Genomic DNA, 22,141 nt, shown 5'->3' on the forward strand with positions numbered 1-22,141 from the left:
TCATTGTTCCACTCGGCCTCCACAAAGGGCCTATCCGAGTGCCAAAGCACGAGAGAGGAGAACCCCTCATGAAACGTACTGCCCTGTTGATTACAGCCGCCCTGATGGCCTCCCCGGTATTCGCCGATGACCTCTGCACCATCAACCTGCAGAAGATCAGCGACGCCATGGCCACCAACACCACCCTGGGCGACCCGCTGAAGAAAGACGTCGAAGACCTGCGCATGAAGGCCGAACAGGCCAAGACCGCCGGTGATACCGAAGCCTGCATCAACTCGTCCAACATGGCGCTGCAGCGCCTGCAAGGGCCGAACAAGGAAGGCGGTAGCGACGGCGCCAGCCAGTGACCCGACCCCGCTGAAAAGGCCAGCCTCGCGCTGGCTTTTTCATGCCCCGCGTAACGCCCAGCCCCTGCCTATACTCCTGGACACCCCCGCCAGGAGCCTCGCCATGCGCCGCCTCGCCGCCTTTATCGCCGCCGCCCTGATCAGCACCCCGCTCTGGGCCATGCACTGCCCCCAGGACATGGCCAGGATCGACGAAATGCTCAAGACCGACCCGCCCTCCGATGCCGCCCTGCTGGAGGAAGTCCAGCGCCTGCGCGCGGAAGGCGAAGAGCTGCACAAGGCCGGCAACCACGAGGAATCGGCCAAGGTGCTCAAGGAAGCCATCGACATGCTGCAAGCCAGCGAATGAGCCTGGCCCGGCATTAGAAGGAAAAAGGGCTGCGCATGGCCTGCGCAGCCCTGGTAGCCCGGGCTTCAGCCCGGGAACAGCTCACCCGCCTCAGAAGGCCGGCGGCTCCCGCTCCAGCAGCGACAGCGCCAGGCGGCGCACCTGCTGCAGGTCCACGGGCTTGGTCAGGCAGGCATCGGCACCGCGACGGCGCGCTTCCGAAAGGCTCGCCTCATCCACCGCGGCGCTCACCACCATCACCGGCATGCTGCGCAGGCGCGGCGTGCGTCGCACGTAATCGAGCACTTCCAGGCCATCGCCATCCGGCAGGTCCAGGTCCAGCAGCAGGAGCGCCGGCGTCTGTGCCTCCAGGGTCGACAAGGCACGGCCGACCGACCCCGCTCCGCGCACCTCGGCCATGTCGCGCAGGCCCTCCTTGAGCACCTTGAGGCAGGCCGGGTGGTCCTCGACGCAGAGCACCTGGGCCAGCACCGGCGCCGGCGGGCTTTCCTGGATGCCGGCGTCCGCCTGGTTCGGCGGCGCAGCGCTGGGCAGGTCGATCCAGAAGCGGCTGCCGATGTCGCGGGTGCTGCTGAAGCCGATCTCCCCGCCCATCAGCTCCGCCAGCTCGCGGCACAGCACCAGACCGATGCCGGTACCGGGGATGGTGGAGTTCTCCCGGCCCAGGCGCTGGAAGGGCTGGAACAGCATGGCCTGCTGCTCCTCGCTGAGCCCCGATCCGCTGTCCGCCACCCACAGGCGCACGCCGGCCGAACGCAGCTCGTAACCGAGGCTGACCATGCCTTGCGGGTTGTTGTACTTCACCGCGTTGGACAGCAGGTTGAGCAGCACCTGGCGCAGGCGCCGGGCATCGGCCAGCACGAAGAGCGCGGGCTCGGGCGGCGTCATCATCTGCAGGTGCAGCTGGCGGGTCTGCAGCTCGGGCTGGATCAGCTCGGCGCAGCCGGCCAGCAAGGGGCCGATCTCCACCGGCTTGAGTTGCAGCTGCTGGCGGCGGTTCTCGATGCTCGACAGGTCGAGGATGTCGTCCACCAGGGAGGTCAGGTGGCGGCTGGCGTTGACGATCTCCTGGGCGTACTCGGCCTCTTCGCGGCGCTCGTCCTTGCCCTCGGTCTCCAACCCGATAAGCTGGGCGAACCCGTGGATGGCGTTGAGCGGCGTGCGCAGCTCGTGGCTCATGCTGGAGAGGAAACGGCTCTTCGCCTGGCTCGCCGCCATGGCCTCGCGGCTGGCACGGCGCAGTTCGTCCTCCACCTGCTTGAGGCGGGTGATGTCCACATGGGTACCCGCCACCAACTGGGCGCGGCCTTCGCTGTCACGCTCCAGCACCTTGCCGCGGCTCAGCAGCCAGGCGTACTGGCCATCGGCATCGGCGAAGCGGTATTCGGCATCGAAGTTGTCCTGGTCGCTGTCGGCGAAGAACAGCCGCAGCCGGCGCACGCGCTCCACGTCGTCGGGGTGCACGCGGTCGTTGAAGTCGTTGAAGCTGAGCTCGTCGGAAGGCAGGCCGAAGCGTTTCACGAAGCGCCCGCTCATCTTGATCGACAGCGTGCGTGCGTCTACTTCCCAGAGGCTTTCGGTGGTGCTCTCCAGCACCAGCTCCAGGTTGCGCTGGGCCTCGACGCGCTCTTCCTCGCTGGCGCGCAACTGGTCGCCGGTCTGCTGCACCGCCAGGGCCATGGACTCCAGTTCCATGATCCGGCTGCTCGGCGCATCGGGGCTGAAGTCGCCCTGGCCGATGCGCTGCATCATCCCGGAGATGCCGGCCAGCGGCACCGAGAGTTCATCGCTCAGGCGCCGCGAACGGGCCCACATCCAGGCGAAGAACAGCGCATAGAAGAAGGCCAGCCCGGCGATCAGCAGGTAGCCGATCTGCAGGTAGCGCTCGGCGAGGCGGTTGGTCTCGCGGAAGATGTTGGCCTCGTCCACCACCATCATCAGGCGCCAGCCGGTCTGCGGGATCTCGGTCCAGGCCACCAGTTGCTTGCGCCCGCCCAGCAACACTTCCTTCATGTTGCCCTCGCCGGACTTCATCGCCTGCAGGATGGGCTGCATCTCGGCGTGCTTGGCCAGGTTGAAGTCTTCGGGCTTGAGCACCTCGCGGCGCACCGCCTCTTCATAGGAGTAACGCGTCAGCTCGCGCAGGCCGAAATCACGCTCCCCCGCCGCCGGCAGCGCCATGATGCTGTTGTCGCGGCTCACCAGCATCGCGTAGCCCTGCCACGGCACCTTGAGGTTGCTGATGGCGCCGAGCATCTGCCCCACGGTGATATCCAGGCCGACCACGCCTTCGAGGAAGTCATCGCGGTACACCGGCGAGATCGCCGACATCATCCAGCCCTGCCCGGCCGGGTCGAGGTAAACGTCGGTCCAGACCACCTTGCGCCCCGGGTTGTGCCCGGCGTCGGCGAGGTAATAGAAGTTGTAATCGGGTATCACCATGTCATGGGGATACTGCTCGGGCGTCATGAAGAAGGGGTAGATGCGGTTGTAGCTGTCCCAGCTGTTGAAATACACCGCCGCCATCAACGGGTCGCTCTCGCGGATCGAACGCATCAGGGGGTCCAGCTGCGACAGGCGCAAGGCCTTCTCGTGGTCCTGGCGTTCCACCGGCGTGCTGTTGGCATAGAAGGACGCCGAGCGCCCATCGTCGCTCTGGGTGTAGAACACCCCGTCCTCGCTCAGGCGATGGCGCGAATGCTCCAGGGCATCCGGCTGGTAGCTGCGATCGAGCAGCGCGCGGCTGGCGCTGTCACGGAACAACCGCACCAGCACCTCGATGCTCTGTAGCCGCCCATCGATGATCTTGCCCTCGCGGCGCACGGCGCTGCCCAGGTCCTCCAGCGCGCTCTGCTGCAGGTAGTCGACCTGCGCATCACGGATCGCACTGTTGGTCAGCAGATAGACGGCGATCAGCACCGACTCCACCAGAATCAGTGGGATCAGCGCGCTTTGCACGAACGCACGCCAAATCCACTGGCGCAACGGATAACGGGGGGAGCGCGGCATTCGGAGGACTCGTTTGAGGGACATCCTGACAATAGCTGGCAATCATAAGCGAAGCCGGCGGACAGCCCAATTGTGCACTGAAGGTCGACTCGGCAGCGCCTTTGGCGTACCATCGCCCGTCTAGCTTTACCACTAGAAGCTTTTGGGGCCGATTAGGATTCGACGCCGGTAACAAAACTCTAGGGGCATGCCGAGCTGGTAGCAGACCTCGTAAATCAGCTGCTGCAAACTTATAGTTGCCAACGACGACAACTACGGGGCGGCCCTCGCGGCCTAACCCTTCTGGTGGCTTCGGCCGCCAGCAGTCATAAGGGGATGCCTGTAAACCCGAAATGACTGTCAGATAGAACAGGATCGCCGCCAAGTTCGCTGTAGACGTAACGGCTAAAACTTATACAGCTCGCTCTGAGCACCCTGCCAGTCGGGCCGCAAAGAGCTAACTCAGTAGACTTGGCTAAGCATGTAGTCCCGAAAGCGGCGCACTGGCGGACGGGGGTTCAAATCCCCCCGGCTCCACCAAATAAACCCCTGATTTTCCTAGCGAAAGTCAGGGGTTTTTCTTTGGGTGTCGAAAAGGTGTCGAATGATCGACAGGATCAATCGTCATTCTCATCAGGGTTGTATTCAACTAGGCGAAGCTCATCGGCCATTGACTCAATCAAATCGTTAGCTTCCGCTAGCTGATTTTGGAGGCCAGATATCTCTTTCCGATAGCGGACGTCCTTGACCCAGTTAGCAATCGTAGGCTGAGAGCAGCCCATGACTTTTGCCACGTCAGCCTGTGATGCCCCGTAGTGCTCTACAAGAGCCCAGGCAGCGACCATACACTTGTCTCTAGGCTGACCACCTGCGTTTCTATATTTTGGCATGAGTATCTCCTTCAGTTTGGCCAAGCGACTTATTAGATAATATTAGATAAATCGCGTATGCATGAATATAGAGAAATCGAGCCCGGTGTCAAGTTTCTGTTTGTACTGCTAAAGAAGAGGGCCAAATCTCAGTGCGTCCTGCAAATGATCTGGCGCTAGGTGCGCATACCTCATGGTCATCGCAACGGTGGAGTGCCCAAGGATTTTCTGAAGGGTGAGGATGTTGCCGCCGTTCTGGATGAAGTGGCTTGCGAAGGTGTGGCGCAGGGCGTGGGCGGCCTGCCCTTTCGGGAGCTTGATGGTGGTTCGCTCCAGGGCACGTCGGAAGGATGTGATGCATGACGTGAACTGGCCATGCGTTCGCCAATGCTCCCGTAGCCGATCCGCCAGTTCTCTGGATATCGGAACAGAACGGACCTTCCCTGACTTGGTGCCGGCATAGGTGACGACATTCCCCTTCAGGCGGTTTGGGGGGAGCTTCTCGGCCTCCGACCACCTGGCACCCGTGGCGAGGCAAAGCAGTGTCACCAGTTCGGTGTGCGGGTTCTCGCAGCCGGTACTGATCGAGTCGAGCAGTTCGCCTATCTGGTCCGTGGTGAGCCAGGACAGTTCACGCTCCTGCAGCTTGAGCGGCTTCACTCCAGCAAGAGGGTTGTCGAAGTCGATCTGGCCGAGGCCACGCAGCTCGTTGAACACTGCCCGGATGTAGCCGAGTTCGTTGTTCATCGTCTTCGGTGAAACACCGGCATCGAGGCGATTTCGCCGCATGGTCGAATAGGCCGAGGCGTCGAGAAGCCTTGCCACCGGATCACGCAGACGGACCGCCATTTGCTCCAGCTTGGAGAGGCGACGCTTTCCATCCCGGAGTGAGTGGCCGTGCAGGTTGAACCACAGGCGGATCAACTCGGAAAGCCGCCGACGATCCTTCGGCCTGGGCGTCCATGATGGGGCCTCGATCACCCTGGCGCGGCAGGTCGCTTCGAAGCGCTGGGCCTCTCCCTTGGTCTTGAAGGTCTTGCGGAATCGCCGGCCCTTGATGGGTTCAGTGTCGACTCGCCAACGTCCGTCAGGCAGTTGATTGATCGCCATTAGACCGCCCTCCCCCATCTGACATGCCGTTCCTCGAGCAGCTGCTTGATGTGCTTGTAGATGTCGTGCTCGGTCATTTCCTTAGTGGCGTAGTGGTCGCGGATCACAGGCCAGCATTCCCAGGTCTGCAACCGTTCAAAAGCGGTCTTTGCGCCCACTCGCTCCCGTGCAAGCAGGCTGACGAAGTTTCCCAGGAACAGTTCGACGTTCTTGCCCGAGAAACCCCGTGAAGTCTTGTGATAACGCTTGTACTCGGTCTCATCGATGAGCGAATCGACAGGCACGTCGACCTTCACGTCGTTGCGGATGAGCGTCCAGATGGGCTCGAAGTATCCAGGGCGGGTGAGCAGGCGGAACTGGCCCAGGCCATAGCGCCACAGGCCGTCGAGGTGACGGGTGAAGGCTTCGTAGGTCTTGGTGTCGATAGCCAGGCCGGTCCTTGCGTCAATGGAACCGGAAGCGAATTGCTGGACGATGGAGTGGTGGTAACGTAGCTCGATACGCCAGACGTCAGCCTCGGGGTTGTAGTTGTACGGATCGTCGTCGCAGAAGGAGTCTCGTCGCTTCCAGACGCTTTCCCAGTAGTCGAGCTTGTCGGTGACGCGGGCCTGCTCGGTCTTGTTGTACAGGCAGAGCTGAATGCCGCTGGCCGAGCCGAACATGAAGGTTTCGCCACGCCCGTAGACGCTGGACTTCGTGTCCCACTGGATTTCGTTGATGCCCGAGATGTCGCGGTGTGTTCGGGCACGGCAGTGCATACGGGCGACCAGATCGGCAGGCGGAGTCCAGTTCTGAAGATCCAGGGCAAGGTGAACGGCACACTGGTTCACTTCGACATGGGTCAGCAGGTGTTCGGCGTAACGATCCATGCGGGCCTGTAGCCGGTGAGGACTTAGAGCGTCGATGGCGTGGGGGGAGACTTCGATTTTGACGTGGGGGCCGATGCTGTCGACCTTGGCGTTGAAGTTCTTCACCAGCAGGACGAAGCCCAGGTCAGCGTTTTGCAGCTTGTACTGGTAGCCGGAGTCCTTGCCGACACGTCCGGCATGCCAGCGCTCCCCAGCGAATTCAACGATGGTCCCCGGGTTGTCGAAGAGCTCGATGACACCCGGTCGTATCAGGCCCCGGTAAAGCTGACGCACCGTATCCACTCCACACCGAAGAAGCGTGACGCGACCCAGGTCGGTCATTTTCAGGGTGTGTGGGTCAATGAACATCCGGCCCTTCGGGTCTTCGTTGCAAAGGGCGTCGACTCGCAAAAGGTCTTTGGCTGCCATGTTCGAATCTCCAGCATTGGCCAACATTGGCCGTTTCAAAATGGGTTTATCTGACGTGTTACAGGGACGTCAGCGCCGCGCGTGCGGCCTGTCGTCCGCTCGTGCCTTGCGCTTCCTCCAGGCCGCACGCGCAGCGTGGAGAAGCGGGACCGTAAGCGGTCATTGCAGCGTCCTCGGGGAGCGACTCGAGTCGTTGACTACCGTGACCCGCACGGTGCCTGGGGCTGCGTAGGGGTTGGTTGGGGGCGATGGTGGCGTGGCAAGCGCGGGGACCGTGGGGGCGTTGTTGCGGGGCTGGCCCAGGCAGGTAAAGCGGGAGTCCCAGTCCTCATAGGTGACCCGTACTACGCATTCCCCCTGGGGCTTGAAACGGTATCCGCTGGCTATGAGCTGCCAGGAATTGAGCTCCATGACGCGCCCATCGGAGTCAGTCATCTGGAAGAGGTAGATGACGCCCTTGGTGGGCATGTGCAGCGTGCCGATGATCGAGATAGTGCGATCACCGAATGGATGCGCTAGCTGAGCAGGCGGGCCATCTGGCTGAAGGCCCACAGGCAGACCAGGAAGGATGCTATTCGCAGGATCACTCGGCGCAGCAGCCAAAGCGCCAGGCGGCCCAGTGTCTTGAGGGTAATGCGGCCCCCCCGTCTGAGCAGGTTCAGCGGCTGTTTCATCAGGCGAAGCAACGCCGAACGTGACAGGGCCCATCCATGCCGAAAAGCTAAGGCAAGCGGCAATAAATGCCAGTAGTACCAGTAGCTTAGGCGACCGGAGGAGGCTCTTGCCGGCTTTGGTGTCATGGTGCGTTCCTGTGGCTGTGGAGTCGTAGAGGGTGAAGGTCTGCTTCCTGATCCGCTTGTATTCGATGACGGTGCCGTCCATGGGCGGGCGGTTGATCTGGGCGTCGTGCTGGGCCTCTTTGTAGCGGCCGGGGATGCCGATGACGGCGAGGTTGGAATGCCGGTAGGCCATCTCGCAGGTCATGCGGATGTCGTCGCGGATGTAGGCGATGTTGGGGGTGGTGAGGACGATGTCCCAGTTGAAGTGGCGGTGTCGGGTCCAGGCGTCGAGCCAGCCCATGGGGCGGTCGGCTTCGGCAGCAGCTTCGGGGCCACCGGGGAAGTCGAAGCGTTTGAGGTCGCTGTCGCGCCAGGACTTGGGGAACACCAGCTGGGTTTCGTCAAAGATGATGAAGGCGCCCCGAGGAGCCCATTGGAACCAGGTGCGCATGCGCTCGAGATCGGGGAGTGACTCGAGCGAGAGGTTGATGATTTCGCTGGTGTCTGGCAGTTCGGGGAAGACGGTATAGGCGCGCTCCAGGGTGAAGCCGCGGACGTTGGTGATGATGACGCGTCCCTCTTTGAGGGCTGGGATGGCGTCATCCTGGAGGGCGCCTGAAGTCTTGTAGGAGCCATTGGGGCCGTGGTGGATCTTGATCGACATGGTCAGCGTCCAATGAAGGGCACGAACCGCATGACGAAGCGGGTGCTGAGGGCGGAGAAGAGGATGTTGATGGCCTGGGGAATGCCGAAGAACGCGAGGGCGCTGCTGACCTGCGGGGGCAGTGCTGAGAATGCGGAGCGGACGGCAGAGGACAGGCCCAGGCTCTGGATGATTTCCCGGGCGGCGACGAAGGCGATTTCCATGCACAGGGTGAGCGCAGAGAAGTAGCTGTAGATGGCGGCCTTGGTGGCGACCAACAGGGCGTCCTTGAAGTAGTCGTAGACCCCTTGGGCGAGGAAGTCCCAGGCGGCCTGGAGGAAGCCGAGGATCTGGTCGAAGAAGCCGATGATGGTTTCCATGGTCAATCCCTCAGGACAATGGTGGCGGCGATGACGCTGGCCAAGAGCAGGAGGATCTGGCGCAGGTAAGCCAGTTCGGTGGCGTAGTCGGTGAGGCAGAGGCTTAGGGTCTGGCCCAGGACGGTGAAGCGGTCGCAGGGGAGCGAGCCGGCGCCCTGGCCGAGGTTGACGTCGAAGACGCCCTTGAAGCTGTTTATCTGTTGCTTGAGCTTGTCGTTGAACACCTTGCGGGCCTGCTCGACTTTGGCGTCCCACTCTTTGTTCGCAGCGTCGAAGTTGCCGGCCTTGGGCGGCTTGAGGCTGCTGCCCTTGTTCGGGTCTTTGCCGCCGCCAGTTCCGCTGCCGGGGTCTTTGTCCTTGTCCTTGTCACCATCGGTGCCGCCGTCCTGGTTGTCGCCGCCCGGGTCCTTGTCGCCACCCCCGCCCCCACTGCCGCCGCCAGGTTGTGTGTCGTCTTTTCCGCCCTCCTTGTCACCACCCCCTTCGCCGTCAGTGGGTGTCTTGACGCAGGTGGTGCCGGACCAGGACCAGCCTTTGGGGCAGCCAGGATCGTTGGGGTCGGATGGAGGGGCGTCAGGAGTGTCGGCGGGGTTCAGCGGGTCGCCGGTTTCTGGCTGATCCCAGTTCCAGCCGGAGCAGGATTCGCCGGTGCCGGTGAGGATGTAGTTGCAGAAGCTGTCGACCTGGGAGCCTGCGACGAAATAGCAGCTGGTGTAGCGCTGTCGGCCGCTGTCCTTGGGGGCGTAGGTGCAACTGTCGACGCAGGAGCTGGCGGGGGATTGGGAGAGGGAGTAGGTGCGCCCGTTAGAGACGACAATGCCGGCAATGCTGCCTCGGGTAAGAATGTCGCTGGTTTCGGTCTTGCAGTCTTTGGGCGGGTCGTTGCATTCACCGGTCTGGTCGTCATAGACCTTGGGCAGATCGCAAGAACCCTCTCCACGAATCACGTGGATAGGATGAGGTCGAGTGCCCACCTGTTCACCATTGTATATAGAGCGGAATCTCACATAGCAGTCGAACTGGGTTTCGATGATGCGAGTGATGTAATGCGAGTCATAGCGGTATTCGGAGGTTGGCCAATGGGTAACGTGAGGCGCGATTGCTGCACAGGCAGCAGCAGGAGAGCTGCCTGAGAACTTCGGGCTTTCGCTGATGAACCATTGATAGTCCGCACGGGTGGTTGAGCCGAATGTCAGGCACAGCACAGACAACACAGCCAGCATGAAGGCTTTGAGGCGGGCGAAGTTGGGGGGCATTGCCACGTCTCCACGCAACAAAAAGCCCGACCCTTTCCCAGCAGCCGGGCGGTTCTCAGTGGCCTAGAAAAACTCGCCAGTGCGGTAGCCGGTGATGAAGGCGCCCGCGACGAGGGTTCCGAGGAAGAGGGACCAGATCACCGGCTTAGGCCTTGCGGAGCATGCCGAAGACGACACCTGCGCAAGCCAGGACGGACAGCGCGATGGCGACGTAGCTGGCGACGGTGCCTGCATCGGACTTGGCCGCATCCATGGATGCCTTGATGGCGGCGGTGTCGATGATCGAGTCCGCGAAGGCCGGCATGGCGGCGAAAGCGGAAACGGACAGGGCGATGCAGGTGTTGCGGTACAGGTTTTTCATGTGATGCCTCACTTAGCTCTTCGAAGGATCGACGCGATCCAGCCAACGGCTAGACCGGTCAGGAATACCCCGAGCGTGCCGGCGAAACCGACGCCAAACGCTTCCGGGGAAAATCCCCCCGACACGAGGATGTCGACATAGCCGGCAGCCTCCGGGGGAATCAGGTACGCCTGTCGCCACTCCTGCTGGATGCAGTACGTGCCCAGCAGTCCGTTGTGCCACTTGGTGCAGACCTGCACGGCGACGACAGACATGTGTGTGTCCTCAGTAGGGGTGCATGTGGCCCAGGACCATCGGGGCCAGTTGCTCGATCGTGGCGAGGCCGTCGGCCAGGCCCCAGGCGTAGCCGCCAGCTCCGGCGAGGGCGGCGATCAGCAGGTAGCGGAGCATTGGCTATCCCCTCCCCTACCCGGTCAGGACTTGGCCGGCTCGGCGGCCGGGGTGGTCGGCTGGGCCTGGGGCTGAGTGCGGTTGCCGCCCGAAGACGGCGCCTGGCGAGGCTTCGCGGACTCGATGTGCAGGGCGAGGTTCTTGCCCTTGTTCTGGCCGCCGCGATCCACGTCGAAGGTGATGCGGACCATCTCCATCGGCTGGAAGTGAGCGCCGGCTGCAAACACCTCGTCGGCGTAGTCGTCAGCTGCTGCCATGCCGATGATGGAAAGCCCATGCTCGGTCTTGCCATCCGGCTCATCGCCGTAGAAGACCTTCACGTACTTGGCCCCCTCCATCTCGGTTTTCTGAGTGCCCAGGAACGTGACTTCCATGGTTGAACGTGCCATTTGAATTACCTCTCTTGAGTGCGCTGTATGCGCGGTTTGCCTTTCAGCAGGCCGAGCGATCCCACACGGGCGAACTTTCGTTTCGCTCGTGTGCGTTGTCGGTCTACCGGGGCGTGAATTGCGGCCTATGCGTGGCCGGTTGGTTGGTCGACACCAAGGGCGCGGCCCTTGTCATCCCGCTCTTGCCGCCGAGGGCTCGGGAGCAGGGAGGGTGAAGCGTCTCCCTGCTCTCCGGCTGAGGCTGTTTCAGGGGGGCGCTCGGTCAAGGGTGCGCTGCGCCCGGCGCTCCGTTTGGCCGAACGATGAAGCGTGTTCGGACAAGCCGGTGCGGCGGCCCTGGACCGGGTGGAGCCATGCGCGGGCGGCGGGGGCCATGACGTAGATGCCGAACAGGCAGGGCACGATGAACATCAGCCAGAGGGCGAGGAAGATGAGGATGTGAGTAGTCATGGCTCAGGCCTCCTAGATCAGAAACAGCTGTTCAACCGGAAGATTGGTGGAGCAAGACGCAGCTTCCAGCTGTTCTCGCACATGGCTGCCCCACTGCGCGGCCATTGCCTCGGCAATACCCTGATAGGTGCGGCTGCGGTTCTTCCAGCGCTCGGGGCCCGGGCCCATGTAGTGCACAACCGGGGCTCGCCCTTCGACGACGTTGGTGGGAACCAGCTTCGGCAGGTTCTCCAGCCAGAAGTGTGTTTCCTTGCGCTCACCGTGGCCGAACATCCAGGGCTGGACGATCTGGTCCGGCTTGCGGATCTTCGTGGAGATCACCGACTTGGGGTTCTCCAGGGCCTTGAAGCGAATCGGGGCGGCCATCAGGGCGCGGACGAAATCGAGCGCCCTGCCCTGTCTGCCATCGGCGATCTTTGCGGCGAAGTGACGGGCGCCAGAGACAGCCAGGTCGGTGCACGGGGGATGAGCAATCAGCAGATCCCAGCCCCAGTCGAGTACGTCCAGGACGTCGCCCCGGATGTGCTCGCCCTCGATTTCCGATGGGAGCAGATCACAGCTCACGGCATAGAAACCGGCTCGGGTCAGGGCGTCTCGGACGCGGCCCGAAAACTCGCACGCCACCAGGGCAGTCGGTTGATGGCTACGCATGGCTCAGTCCTCGAACGGCTCGTGTACTGGCACAAAAGGCGTGGGCGGCCCGCTGTCGTAAACAACGTTCCAATACTTCGGGGCGTGGCGGGCGGGCCTGTGTTTCTCGCAGAACGAGGCCGGCCGGCAGACCCATCGCCCAGCGACCCTGGATATCTGCGCGGGGCGGCATTGGTCGCAGGACGTGGACCGGGAGGCTGCGACGGCGGCCGGTGCGCGACGGGACCAGCAGACAGAGCAGGCGCAGTCCGGGGGATGGGGAAGGCGCAGGTAGTGACTGGGGCTGTTCATGGGCTTTCACCTGTGCCGGAGGCGTTGCCCGGGAGCGCTCATAGGCGACCCCAGGCGTCATGACAGGGCCGGCGTTGGAGGCCGACGGATAGGGCTGGCCGGAGTGGATGAAGGCCGAGTTGGCCAGATCACCGAGCGCCGCGTACTGCTCTTGGGTAATTACGTCAGCGAAGAACAGCGCCGTAATGAAGCCCTCAATGGATGCGGAACCCTGCGATTGATAGCGCGATTCCCAGGTACGCAGCCAAGAGAGGCGGACGAACAGGTGCCGCACAGCCTTGGAGAAATTCACAGGTCACCCTCCTTTTCCAGCATCTGCTGAGTCAGCAGCGCGACGTTGACCATCACGTACTTGCCGACCTTGTGGGACGGCACATAGCCGTTGCGAATCCAGCCCCACACCACGTCGTGTTCGTCGCCCATGCGTATCCAGTTGGCGAACTGGCGCCACGGCATCAGGGGCGGAGGGGTCAGAAAGAATTCACGATCCATGACCTAGCGATCCTTCACAGAGGGTGATTGGTGACGGGCCAGAACCTTGGCCCGGGCCCGGTGGAGCGCTTCGCGGGTGCCCAGGTACAGGGCGTTATCCACAAGCGCGGTGAGGCGGGAGGCTTGCGCGGCATCGAGGCGGCCGGCGACGCGGAACAGCAACAGCAGTTGGCGGAACCTCACCACGGCGGAAAGGGCATCGCGGGGCGAGGCGTAGCGGATGACCTTGAGCAGGCGGCACAGAAGTGCGGCGAGTGCTGTGGTTGGACCCCGGTGGTTTGCAACGAGAGTGAGGTTGTTTTCTTCCATCTCCCTGGCCTTTGTTGCACTATGTTGGCGGTTATCAAGCAACATGTCACCGGCAATATTTACCGGTTTATTTATGCCGATTATAGCGAGACGGCGACTATTAGCTAGCAATAATTGCCGGCACTTAGACGAATTGGGCATATGAGAGAGCGCATTGTCGCGATACTTGAGCATAAGAAGCTCACAGCCAAGAAGCTGGAGGAGCTAAGCGGTATCGACCGCGAGAAGTGGTATGCGCTTAGAAAGGGAGGAAGAAGGGTCAACGAGGATGACATCAAGGTCATCGTCGAACTGGCACCTGAGTATGCCCTCTGGCTAGTGAGCGGGAAAATCGCACCCGAGAGCGGCCAGACAAGCCCCGAATACGACGAAGCGCATTCCAACTTGGCCAAACCAGACGCGGTATAGATGTCACGGCCAAAGCAGCGGCTCGCTGGTTCTCCCGGCGAGCCCGCCCGCTGCAACAGCCTGAAGAAGAAGTGACTACGGAGGAAACGCCAGCTCCTCCACGATGAGCATCCCTCCTGGCGCCCTCACCGCAAGCTTCACAGCCCCTTCCCGAACCTCCAGCACCTCGACCTCGATCCCCTGGGTCAGGAGCAGCCGCATCAAACGCTCATCCGGCTCCCCATCGAGAATGTTGATCGACACTACGTCGCCTAGGCGGCAGACGCCTTCATGGGATTGCATGTTGCGCACCTCACGTTTCTGGTGAGGGTGAGGACAACACAGTGGACCAGCTAGGAGCGAGGGGGTTGAGCAGCTTCAGATGTTTCCTAGCAGAAACTCGGTGACTAGCAATGACGAGAACCATGCGCAACGCACAGCTATCACACCAAGCCAGTTTGACTAAATAGCGGCGCAACGCCAACCTAATCATGATGCAAGCATATTGACATCAACGTGGCTGAGAAATGACATTGCCACCTCGTCTTGGCAAGCGTTGAAGCAACCTCAGAATTAATAAGTATCGGTCTCTACATCCGGAAATCGATCATGCCCAAAAGATTAAAAGAGAATAGCTAGCCATCGCGAAGGGACCCTTACTAACTTAACCTTTTTATAGAAAGCCTACATTAATCCAATGAGATAGAAATTAGCGATTAATTCCCGACATGCGTTGGTATGACCAGACATGGAGTCAAGTTAGCAATGAGAAATTTTGAAGCATTAAAATCAGAAAACGAAAGAAATAAAGAAATTGAAACCAACACAATCCATGCCGTGGTGATTTTTGCAAACACTTGGACAACACTCTTTGCACCAATATTAATTGGATTCTTCATCACAAAACTATTTACCAACGCAGACTTCAGCGAAAGCGAAAAGATCATTGCCACAATAAGCTCCATACTGCACGTATTGTTCACCTACGTAATATACAGAACCTCGACTAGACGCTCCCTATCCTTAGAAGTAGACAGAGTATTTGCAGAAAACGAACACTACAAGAAAAGCGTAATCCCGAAAGCCGTTGAAGTATTCGAAACAGGAAAAATACAACAAACAGTTATCTATCTCATGACGCTAGATCTTGAGAATATCATCGACGAAATAAACAATCGACCTGAATCATGCACACAAGCTGAGAAACTTAGGCATTGGGAAGAAGGCTTAAACAGAATACTAGACCCACTAGTTAAATATAGACACGAACTTTTCTCGTACAAAGGAAACCAACTACACAACATATGCCTATATTTATATAACCAGCCCAGCGATAACTTAATTATAGAATGGAGAAATCATGACAATCGACTTAAAACTTCCAATCGCAGCTGGAAGCCTGGCCTCGGACATGTCGGCTTAACTTTTATACTCAATGAAATAAAAATATGCCATGACATCTGTGCAAGCACCGAACTTTCAAGCAGCGCATCCACCAAAGAAGACAAAGCAAAATATCGATCCTTCTTATCAGTTCCAATAAAAGATTCCGCAAAAATCATTAGTGGCGGAAAACCTCTAGGCGTGCTAGTATTCACAAGCAATGCTTGTGAGCAATTCTCATTGGAGCGAGATAAAATATTTGCACTTACCGTTGCAAAAATCTTATCAATTTATATAGAGAAATGTTTCAAGTCCATGCATTAAGGAGGCGAGAATGAAAGATTTACTCAAGCATATATTTGACGACTCCAGAGCAAATCAAGAACTACGCACCAAAAACAACAACGCGTATTCTATTCGCATGGACTTCGAAGACAACTTACTCGAAAGCTCAAGAGAAATGAGCTCATTCTCTGATGACTGGGTAAGCGAAGAAATTGAGCGAAGCAAGCTATATTTTTATGAGACCATAAAAAAAGCCTAACCAAACGTGCAAATATATTTAGAAAGCCTCTAAACAGAAATGTGTAGAGGCTTTTATAGAAAAATCAGAATCCAATAACCGCATTAGCATAAGCAAAATCACGTGCGCCGGTCGCAACCTATAAATCCAAAAACCCACTGATCTGCGTTATTCAATTCTCTGCTCCGCTGACATTGGCGCCCTCCCCAGTGGCGCAGGCCTACAGGATAAATTTCCTGAAGTCATTCGGCAGCATTTGTGCAAGCACTTCCCAGCTCAGCTCTTCGATGTCATAAGTCAAACCTAGTTGGTCCAAGACGGTCGACAGCCTCCTAGGTGCCCCACCATCTTTTCCACCACTACCCCTCTTGAGTCTTCCCTGCGCCTCATCGAAATAGAGATTGGTAACCAGCGACATAATCCCAGGGCTGAGTGCAATCCATTTCCTCGCCATCATTTGTTCGAAGACTTCACCAGTCTTGTTGACCGGGATGCCAAGCACTGCCTTGAGGCGTCCAGGATTGTCGCGGTGGGCCCGATAAGCCAGCCATAGCGGCGCCATCTTCTGCCGATAAACCTTGCGCCAATTCCCAGGTTCATAGATCCAGAGGGCATGCTCACCAATTTGTCCTTTACTTCCGATGAACTTCCGAGCGAATCGGAGTGTCAGCCAACTCCAAAAACCTCGATCATCTTCAAGAGACTCTTCGTTCAGTTCAGCTGCCCGAACCGCACGATCAATGGCTATGGCTAGATCCAGTTTCGTTTCAAAGGCCGCAGAGTCAAAAATATCCGCCTCTACAGGTCTGCCTCTAAGCTCTGTGAAAGTCGCGCTCTCTAGCAGCTCAGGAGGCACAGGCGTAGATGGATTGTTTCGAGCCTGCGCCAACCAGACTCGCATCTGCTCAATACCCTCTGGATTGAGAGCCCGCATTTGCAAGGTTTCCATATCAATCCTCCTGACTCATGAAATTGGACAAACGGTTACGCAGTTTCTTCTCTACGCAGAAGCCGGTAACAGCCTTCTGAGCCCATTCATCGACGTCCCGGTAATCGGTAGTGGCCGGGCATGGGCAGCCGGCCCAATTGCCGCCCATTTGCAGCCAGAGAGTGGAACTTGCACATTCGCCAGTATCCTCGTCAGCGTCTTCTTCTTGCCGCTCCAGTGCTTGGTAAACAAGAATCGCTCTGACCACACCAGGTAAAATTGCTGAAAGCACAGGACTGGACTTCAGCTCATGTTTGGTTCCCAACTTGTTGTCCAGAACGAGCGTAGGGGTACCATCCATATCCTCCAGCTCCCAGATGCCTCCATGTAGATCGCGCATCACTATGGGCAGCAAAGAGCGCTGGGGCTCTTGGGTATCATCCTTGTTGTAAGCTTCTACACCCTCAGCTGCCGCCAAAAGCTTGCAGGATTCTGGTTCAACCACAAGCACACGAAAGCGCACATCTTCTAGGTCGCCCATCGCAGAGATATCAAACTCTGACCCCAGCCCTTCCGGCAGAAATGCTTGGCCTGCCAAGCCCCACTTGTATCGATGACGCAATACTCGTCCGCGTTCAGCCTCAACTATTACCGTTGCATCCGGCTTGAGCTGATAAGCGCCCAGCCGAAGATGGACATTGCAGATAGTTGTATTCCCTCGCGCCTCTATGGTGACCTTGATGTCTTCCTTAAGGATCTTCGCGCGACCGGTAAAATTGAATCGACGACTCATTCTTCTGCCTCCTCATCATCAGAGGAATCGCCAATTGGCTTTGAGCTGACCTTCATGATCAAGTCACGATTCAGATCTACCGGCTGGAAAACCATTTCGAAGGAGGGGTTTGTTACATGTACTACTAAACACCCGTGGTCCCCACCTACGATACGGACACCTTCACTCGCGACAACACGGAAATCGCTTTTCACGTCTACGCCATTCTGCGCCGCACTAAGCAAATCAAAGTCGAACTTCGAATGAGCCTTGAAGGGATTTCGACCATGCAGATCATAAGCAGCCCATAGGGTTAGCTGATATCCTTCGGTGCTCACGAAGCCGCTCGGGACCCCCTCCAAATGTATTTCCCCCAGCGACTGTCTCAGCTTCCAGCAGCGAGAGATGGCCGGTGGAATATCCGGAACTTTAGGATCAGGGTTCTGCTTCTTATTTTTTTCTCGATCACCCATCTCTTTACCTTGCTTCGGTTGCGGAGGCGAGTCATCCGACGGAAGCGGAAGCAGATCGGCGAGCAGATTGTGATCAGGTTTTCCTTCTTCGCTTATCAGCTTTTCCAAGATCTTGCTCGCACTTTCCCGAACAAACGGAATTAACCGGTTCCCCTCAGCGTAGCGCCGCTCCTTGAACTTATCGCGACTCGCTTTCCAGTCGGTGTGAGCAGGGCACTCGGCTCGCCTCAACGCTTCAGCAATTGCGCTCCCTGAGGCATGCACGAGAGCAATGCAATCAGGAACCTTCGCCTTAGCGGCCGTCTGATTGGGGATAAGTAGCTCATCACGAACGTAAATGGGTAAATGCCGTCCGTTTTTCCGCTTTACCAATACGTCAAAACACCCTGGGACTTCTGCCTCATTCGTAGCCTTAATAGTCATGGGAACCTTGAAATGGACTATCCGACCATGATCCAAGGCGCTGTCTATTTCTTGAGAGGGAACAGAAAGCTGGTAATGACCCCAGTCGTAATCCAACGTTTGTGCGCCCGACTCGTGCAAAACCGCTACCTCCAAGGAATCAGGCTTTTCCAGCTCAAGCAGGCTCCCTGCCAGCTGAATCGCATCCTGGAATCGCTCATCCGTTGGGGCAGCCTCCTTTAAAGCACCGAAGCTGCTCACATCAAATCGCTGGTGTGCTCCTGTCTGATGGTCTCTCAGCTCAACGATCAAGTCGCCAGCAAGAATCGGAATGAAGTACTCCCTTGCAATGACAGCAGCCAATCGCTTCAAACTCAGCTGCTCCGTGTACACCCATGGAATAACAACACCTAGGCCAGGCTCATCATCGCGGCTCAGCTTGAAATCGTATTTCAGCCGTTTGGTGACTTCATCGCTTGAATAGGGAATCTGCAGCCCACCCAGAAACTGGCTGAACCAGCCGTCCGGTGTGTATCGCTTGTCCCCCAGTGTATGGTGCTTCAGGATGGCCTGACCCACGAGGTGTATCCCAGGCTCGGAGGCTCGGCGAGTAACCGCAAAAAAGGAACGAATACGACTCGAGCGGGGGATCACAATCTTACCTACGCCCCAGCTACCACGGTCACCGTCCTGTTTGTTGGATACCCCTTCCGCCCTAAAGAAGTGATAGAAGTTTCCTCCAATTTTAGGGTCAGCCGAGTCTATTTTTCCCTCGAGGCCTCCGGTCCCGAAATCTTCGATGGTCAGAAAGTCGCAGTCGTCGTTCTCCCAGTCAGGCAGGCTGCCAAGCCGAATTTCGGGCGCCGAAAAGTGAGCCTGAGACTCGGCAGGAAACCAGAAGCGAGCACCACCCGCAGGAAGCTTGCCAAGGGAGAGAATCACCTTGACTGGACCATCGTCGAGCTTTGCATCCAGAGAGTTCTGAATCGTTTCTCGAATCAGAGCATGGTCAATCCCTTCAATAGATTGATCCTGAAAAAACTCGTCCTGCATCGGATCTCGCGCCTTGGCCCCCAAGGGTAGCGGCATAAAGCTCCATTGCGGCTGTCCGGTCATCCTGTACCTCTCAGATTCAAGTAGGGTTTTAAAGCTTGAAGTCGCCACCCGACGCGTTTTCTGCATCGGTGAAGCGTGCCTTTGCCTGCTCCAGCTCTTTCTGAAGCGCCTTGAAGATCTTCTTCACGTCATCGTCGGTGAAGCTGTAGGCGCTACGGTTGGAAAGGTTTCCGATCAGACTGATGTCCTTGATCGCTCTGTTGACGCGCTGCTCGGCCAATCTGACGAATTTTTCTCGCTTCTCCGACATACATTCCTCAGCATTTCCAAAGGCGACCCACTATGTTTCGCCAACATTTTCAGAATATTTAGAAAATGTTGGATTTTAGTCAAGAGTTTTTTGCAGGCCCGTCGCCATCATCCCTACATGGCAAGGCATGAAAGGGGGATGAAACGCGGTTCGTGATCAGCTCATGGCGGGGTCTAGCCGGAGCTTCAGGAATGGCAGCGACAAGCAGCCACGAAGCGGAAAGAGGGTTGTTCTGAGCGGCGAGAAGCAAACGGACCACTGCACCCACTCAGGTCTTGTGGGCTGGTCTGCCATTTTTTGGAACGGCTTCCTCCGAGAGTTCAGGCCAAGAGACCGTTTTTTGATTAGAATCCCGAATCGCATCCAGGACCCAGATCATCTCGGCCTCAGGCCCACGTATTCCACATTCCCAAAGCTCAATCACCCTCCATCCCGAGGCCAGTAACGCAGCCTTGTTCCTGGTATCTCGAGCAACGTTCTGGTCAAATTTGTTCTGCCAGAAGTCCGGTCGGGTGCTCGGGGTAGTGGCGTAGCGGCACCCTGGATGTCTGTGCCAGAAGCAACCATGTACAAAGATGCAAACCCGGTAACGGGGAAGCACCAGATCAGGCCTTCCGGGAAGGTTCTTCTGGTGCAGGCGATACCTGAAGCCATGCCGATGCAACAGGCGCCGAACCTTCATTTCCGGTGACGTGTTGCTGCCCCGAATGCCCGCCATCATGCGAGACCTGACTTCCTTACTGACTATGTCCATGAATCAAGACCCGTTGCCCTTTGCCGAGAACACTCCCAAGGATCCTGATGGTGAGCTTGCCGGGCCGATCCAGGTAGTTGACCTCTTTGCAGGCCCAGGCGGCCTTGGCGAAGGCTTTACCTCATCAGGCAGTGGCGACCGCTTTGAAATCGTCATTTCAGCAGAGAAAGACCTGAAGGCCTGGCGAACTCTCAGGTTGAGGGCGTTCTACCGGTTGCTCAAGAAAAGAAAGGACCCTGAGCTTCTGCGTGAGTACTACGCCTACTGTAATGATCCTCAGAAGGACGGCGAGTTCTCTCCTTCTCCGGCTACAGAAGAGCTCTGGGAAAAGGCGGCCGAGGAAGCACAGTGCATCACCCTTGGAAGCGAGGAAGGCAACAGGACGCTGGATGAAGCCCTCAACAAGAGGCTGAATACCAAAAGGCCGTGGGTACTCATAGGTGGCCCGCCATGCCAGGCTTATTCGATAGTTGGCCGAGCACGAAACCAGGCGAAGGCTGATTACAAGGCGGAGGATGATCACCGTCATTTCCTCTACAAGGAATACCTTCGGATCATCCGCGAACGCCAGCCAACGGTTTTCGTGATGGAGAACGTGAAGGGAATTCTCTCTTCAAAGATCAACAACGAGCGAATCTTCCACAGCATCCTCAAAGACCTCGCAGACCCACGAGAAGCACTTCATGAGGGTGGAACGGGAAGAACCTACCGTATCTTCTCGCTGGTTACCGGTGATCATTTTGCTCTGGGCAAGAACGCTCGAGATATCGACCCTCGAGACTTCATCATCCAGGCAGAAAAATATGGGATCCCCCAGGCAAGACACCGTGTGATCCTGTTGGGAATTGCCACGGACAGCGTTCCCCCCTCAATCGAGGATGTGAAGCTGCAACCGGCTGGCAGCAAAGTCACTGTCGGCCAGATTCTGAAAAACCTCCCCAGACTTCGAAGCGGCCTGAGCAAGACAACAGACACCGCAGAGAACTGGGCCACGACTGTCATGGAACAGTCTGAGTACCTTCAACAGCAGATTGATCCAATTAATACAGACATGTGGAGTGCCTTCACCAGTTTCTGGGGAGAATTCAACTCTCCGCCCGAAAGCGCGGGAGGTCGGCGAGTAAGAAGAGAGACAGAAAAGAGTGATGGATCCACTGGCGACAAGCAGCTGGACGCCTGGTATCTGGACGAGCAACTGGACTACTGGCTCAACCACGAGGTGCGTGGGCACATGGAGTCTGATCTGCGTCGCTATCTGTACGCAGCCCTTTACGCCAAGTGCCATGGGTTCTCTCCGAAGGGACACAAGGATTTCCATCTGGACGGCCTGGCGCCAGATCACAAGAACTGGAAAACCGGCAAGTTCAGTGACCGCTTCAGGGTCCAGATGGAAGACTCTCCAGCAACGACCATCACCAGCCACATTTCGAAGGATGGCCACTACTTCATTCACTACGACCCCACACAGTGTCGCAGCCTCTCTGTACGTGAAGCAGCCCGGATACAGACCTTCCCGGACAACTACTTCTTCCAGGGCAACCGAACGGAGCAGTTCCACCAGGTAGGCAACGCGGTTCCCCCTCTGCTGGCTTCGAAGATCGCGCAGGTGGTATTCCGCATCCTGTTCGATAAGGTCGAGGCTTTCGACAAGCAGTCTACGGATACCGAAGACAGGAAATGCGAGGAGGTCTGCGTCTGATATCGGAGCCGGGCTGCTGTCGAAAAAGTGTCGACGTCACAGACCGACAATGCCCAGCACAAGCCAGATCGCTTCCCCTGCAAGGCCCGGATTGACTGGCATTGGCAGGTGAAGCCCAGCAAT

Annotated in this window: 28 protein-coding genes and 1 other RNA gene; 7 read left to right on the plus strand and 22 right to left on the minus strand. The window is 58.1% G+C overall.

From position 1 onward, the window contains the following. The first annotated feature begins 68 nt into the window (after positions 1 to 68). Positions 69 to 347: a hypothetical protein gene (locus tag OEJ36_RS10675; RefSeq protein ID WP_021222344.1), complete on the plus strand. Its 279-nt coding sequence runs from the start codon at positions 69 to 71 to the stop codon at positions 345 to 347. Between the two features lie 103 nt (positions 348 to 450). After that, a complete protein-coding gene (locus OEJ36_RS10680; RefSeq protein WP_263401500.1) occupies positions 451 to 696 on the plus strand; it encodes a hypothetical protein in 246 nt (81 codons plus the stop codon). 90 nt (positions 697 to 786) lie between these two features. Here the strand turns inward: OEJ36_RS10680 and OEJ36_RS10685 are convergent, their stop codons facing one another. Beyond that, positions 787 to 3,705 carry an ATP-binding protein gene (locus OEJ36_RS10685; RefSeq protein ID WP_263401501.1) on the minus strand — a complete coding sequence of 973 codons (2,919 nt, stop codon included), beginning with the start codon at positions 3,703 to 3,705 and terminating at the stop codon, positions 787 to 789. A gap of 144 nt (positions 3,706 to 3,849) precedes the next feature. Between OEJ36_RS10685 and ssrA the strand changes: the two genes are divergently transcribed. Beyond that, positions 3,850 to 4,224: a transfer-messenger RNA gene (gene ssrA, locus OEJ36_RS10690) on the plus strand. Positions 4,225 to 4,301: 77 nt separating this feature from the next. On the opposite strand, the gene OEJ36_RS10695 is transcribed toward ssrA, so the two are convergent. From OEJ36_RS10695 to OEJ36_RS10765, 15 genes are all read right to left on the minus strand, one after another. Further along, entirely contained in the window at positions 4,302 to 4,574 is a 273-nt protein-coding gene (locus OEJ36_RS10695) for a helix-turn-helix domain-containing protein (RefSeq protein ID WP_263401502.1), read from the minus strand. Between the two features lie 108 nt (positions 4,575 to 4,682). Further along, complete coding sequence (locus OEJ36_RS10700; protein ID WP_263401503.1) at positions 4,683 to 5,663, minus strand: tyrosine-type recombinase/integrase; 981 nt, start codon at positions 5,661 to 5,663, stop codon at positions 4,683 to 4,685. Then, a complete protein-coding gene (locus OEJ36_RS10705) occupies positions 5,663 to 6,940 on the minus strand; it encodes a hypothetical protein (protein WP_263401504.1) in 1,278 nt (425 codons plus the stop codon). Before OEJ36_RS10705 ends, OEJ36_RS10700 begins: the two co-directional genes overlap by 1 nt. A gap of 159 nt (positions 6,941 to 7,099) precedes the next feature. Continuing rightward, the gene (locus OEJ36_RS10710; protein ID WP_263401505.1) at positions 7,100 to 8,383 is read right to left on the minus strand and encodes a zonular occludens toxin domain-containing protein; all 1,284 of its coding nucleotides are present in this window, start codon (positions 8,381 to 8,383) and stop codon (positions 7,100 to 7,102) included. 2 nt (positions 8,384 to 8,385) lie between these two features. Then, positions 8,386 to 8,742 (minus strand): DUF2523 family protein, encoded by a 357-nt coding sequence (locus OEJ36_RS10715; protein WP_263401506.1) that lies wholly within the window; start codon positions 8,740 to 8,742, stop codon positions 8,386 to 8,388. Between the two features lie 2 nt (positions 8,743 to 8,744). Beyond that, on the minus strand, positions 8,745 to 9,998 hold the full coding sequence (locus tag OEJ36_RS10720; protein WP_263401507.1) for an attachment protein: 1,254 nt from the start codon (positions 9,996 to 9,998) through the stop codon (positions 8,745 to 8,747). Between the two features lie 145 nt (positions 9,999 to 10,143). Then, positions 10,144 to 10,359: an FAM162A family protein gene (locus tag OEJ36_RS10725; protein WP_236206620.1), complete on the minus strand. Its 216-nt coding sequence runs from the start codon at positions 10,357 to 10,359 to the stop codon at positions 10,144 to 10,146. An 8-nt stretch (positions 10,360 to 10,367) separates the two neighbouring features. Next, entirely contained in the window at positions 10,368 to 10,613 is a 246-nt protein-coding gene (locus tag OEJ36_RS10730; RefSeq protein WP_263401508.1) for a hypothetical protein, read from the minus strand. A 10-nt stretch (positions 10,614 to 10,623) separates the two neighbouring features. Next, positions 10,624 to 10,749, minus strand: coding sequence for a hypothetical protein (locus OEJ36_RS10735; protein ID WP_263401509.1), 126 nt, complete (start codon positions 10,747 to 10,749; stop codon positions 10,624 to 10,626). 23 nt (positions 10,750 to 10,772) lie between these two features. Beyond that, positions 10,773 to 11,138: a hypothetical protein gene (locus OEJ36_RS10740; protein ID WP_263401510.1), complete on the minus strand. Its 366-nt coding sequence runs from the start codon at positions 11,136 to 11,138 to the stop codon at positions 10,773 to 10,775. A gap of 246 nt (positions 11,139 to 11,384) precedes the next feature. Then, positions 11,385 to 11,588 (minus strand): hypothetical protein, encoded by a 204-nt coding sequence (locus tag OEJ36_RS10745; RefSeq protein WP_263401511.1) that lies wholly within the window; start codon positions 11,586 to 11,588, stop codon positions 11,385 to 11,387. A 12-nt stretch (positions 11,589 to 11,600) separates the two neighbouring features. After that, entirely contained in the window at positions 11,601 to 12,239 is a 639-nt protein-coding gene (locus OEJ36_RS10750) for a DNA cytosine methyltransferase (protein WP_263401512.1), read from the minus strand. Positions 12,240 to 12,242: 3 nt separating this feature from the next. After that, the gene (gene pflM, locus OEJ36_RS10755; protein WP_263401513.1) at positions 12,243 to 12,530 is read right to left on the minus strand and encodes a DUF5447 family protein; all 288 of its coding nucleotides are present in this window, start codon (positions 12,528 to 12,530) and stop codon (positions 12,243 to 12,245) included. A gap of 288 nt (positions 12,531 to 12,818) precedes the next feature. Continuing rightward, the gene (locus tag OEJ36_RS10760; RefSeq protein ID WP_236206615.1) at positions 12,819 to 13,022 is read right to left on the minus strand and encodes a DNA-binding protein; all 204 of its coding nucleotides are present in this window, start codon (positions 13,020 to 13,022) and stop codon (positions 12,819 to 12,821) included. Between the two features lie 3 nt (positions 13,023 to 13,025). After that, positions 13,026 to 13,331: a hypothetical protein gene (locus OEJ36_RS10765; protein ID WP_263401514.1), complete on the minus strand. Its 306-nt coding sequence runs from the start codon at positions 13,329 to 13,331 to the stop codon at positions 13,026 to 13,028. A gap of 141 nt (positions 13,332 to 13,472) precedes the next feature. Between OEJ36_RS10765 and OEJ36_RS10770 the strand changes: the two genes are divergently transcribed. Continuing rightward, positions 13,473 to 13,739 (plus strand): helix-turn-helix domain-containing protein, encoded by a 267-nt coding sequence (locus OEJ36_RS10770; RefSeq protein WP_263401515.1) that lies wholly within the window; start codon positions 13,473 to 13,475, stop codon positions 13,737 to 13,739. Between the two features lie 75 nt (positions 13,740 to 13,814). On the opposite strand, the gene OEJ36_RS10775 is transcribed toward OEJ36_RS10770, so the two are convergent. Next, on the minus strand, positions 13,815 to 14,021 hold the full coding sequence (locus OEJ36_RS10775; protein ID WP_263401516.1) for a carbon storage regulator: 207 nt from the start codon (positions 14,019 to 14,021) through the stop codon (positions 13,815 to 13,817). A 462-nt stretch (positions 14,022 to 14,483) separates the two neighbouring features. Here OEJ36_RS10775 and OEJ36_RS10780 point away from each other — a divergent pair, with 462 nt between their 5' ends. Continuing rightward, complete coding sequence (locus OEJ36_RS10780) at positions 14,484 to 15,425, plus strand: GAF domain-containing protein (protein ID WP_263401517.1); 942 nt, start codon at positions 14,484 to 14,486, stop codon at positions 15,423 to 15,425. Positions 15,426 to 15,435: 10 nt separating this feature from the next. Then, positions 15,436 to 15,645, plus strand: coding sequence for a hypothetical protein (locus tag OEJ36_RS10785; RefSeq protein ID WP_263401518.1), 210 nt, complete (start codon positions 15,436 to 15,438; stop codon positions 15,643 to 15,645). A gap of 199 nt (positions 15,646 to 15,844) precedes the next feature. Here OEJ36_RS10785 and OEJ36_RS10790 read toward each other — a convergent pair whose 3' ends face one another. From OEJ36_RS10790 to OEJ36_RS10810, 5 genes are all read right to left on the minus strand, one after another. After that, positions 15,845 to 16,573 (minus strand): hypothetical protein, encoded by a 729-nt coding sequence (locus OEJ36_RS10790; RefSeq protein WP_263401519.1) that lies wholly within the window; start codon positions 16,571 to 16,573, stop codon positions 15,845 to 15,847. A 1-nt stretch (position 16,574) separates the two neighbouring features. After that, positions 16,575 to 17,345 carry a hypothetical protein gene (locus OEJ36_RS10795; RefSeq protein WP_263401520.1) on the minus strand — a complete coding sequence of 257 codons (771 nt, stop codon included), beginning with the start codon at positions 17,343 to 17,345 and terminating at the stop codon, positions 16,575 to 16,577. Beyond that, positions 17,342 to 19,252: a hypothetical protein gene (locus OEJ36_RS10800; protein WP_263401521.1), complete on the minus strand. Its 1,911-nt coding sequence runs from the start codon at positions 19,250 to 19,252 to the stop codon at positions 17,342 to 17,344. Before OEJ36_RS10800 ends, OEJ36_RS10795 begins: the two co-directional genes overlap by 4 nt. A gap of 91 nt (positions 19,253 to 19,343) precedes the next feature. Beyond that, positions 19,344 to 19,565: a glycoside hydrolase family 70 protein gene (locus tag OEJ36_RS10805; RefSeq protein WP_263401522.1), complete on the minus strand. Its 222-nt coding sequence runs from the start codon at positions 19,563 to 19,565 to the stop codon at positions 19,344 to 19,346. Between the two features lie 268 nt (positions 19,566 to 19,833). Beyond that, positions 19,834 to 20,319 carry a very short patch repair endonuclease gene (locus OEJ36_RS10810; protein ID WP_263401523.1) on the minus strand — a complete coding sequence of 162 codons (486 nt, stop codon included), beginning with the start codon at positions 20,317 to 20,319 and terminating at the stop codon, positions 19,834 to 19,836. Here OEJ36_RS10810 and OEJ36_RS10815 point away from each other — a divergent pair. Then, complete coding sequence (locus OEJ36_RS10815; RefSeq protein WP_263401524.1) at positions 20,318 to 22,018, plus strand: DNA cytosine methyltransferase; 1,701 nt, start codon at positions 20,318 to 20,320, stop codon at positions 22,016 to 22,018. The two genes, OEJ36_RS10810 and OEJ36_RS10815, sit on opposite strands and share 2 nt — an antisense overlap. Positions 22,019 to 22,141: the final 123 nt, after the last annotated feature.

The organism is Pseudomonas sp. PDM13, from assembly GCF_025685765.1.
In the GTDB taxonomy this organism is placed as follows: Bacteria; Pseudomonadota; Gammaproteobacteria; order Pseudomonadales; family Pseudomonadaceae; genus Metapseudomonas; species Metapseudomonas solani.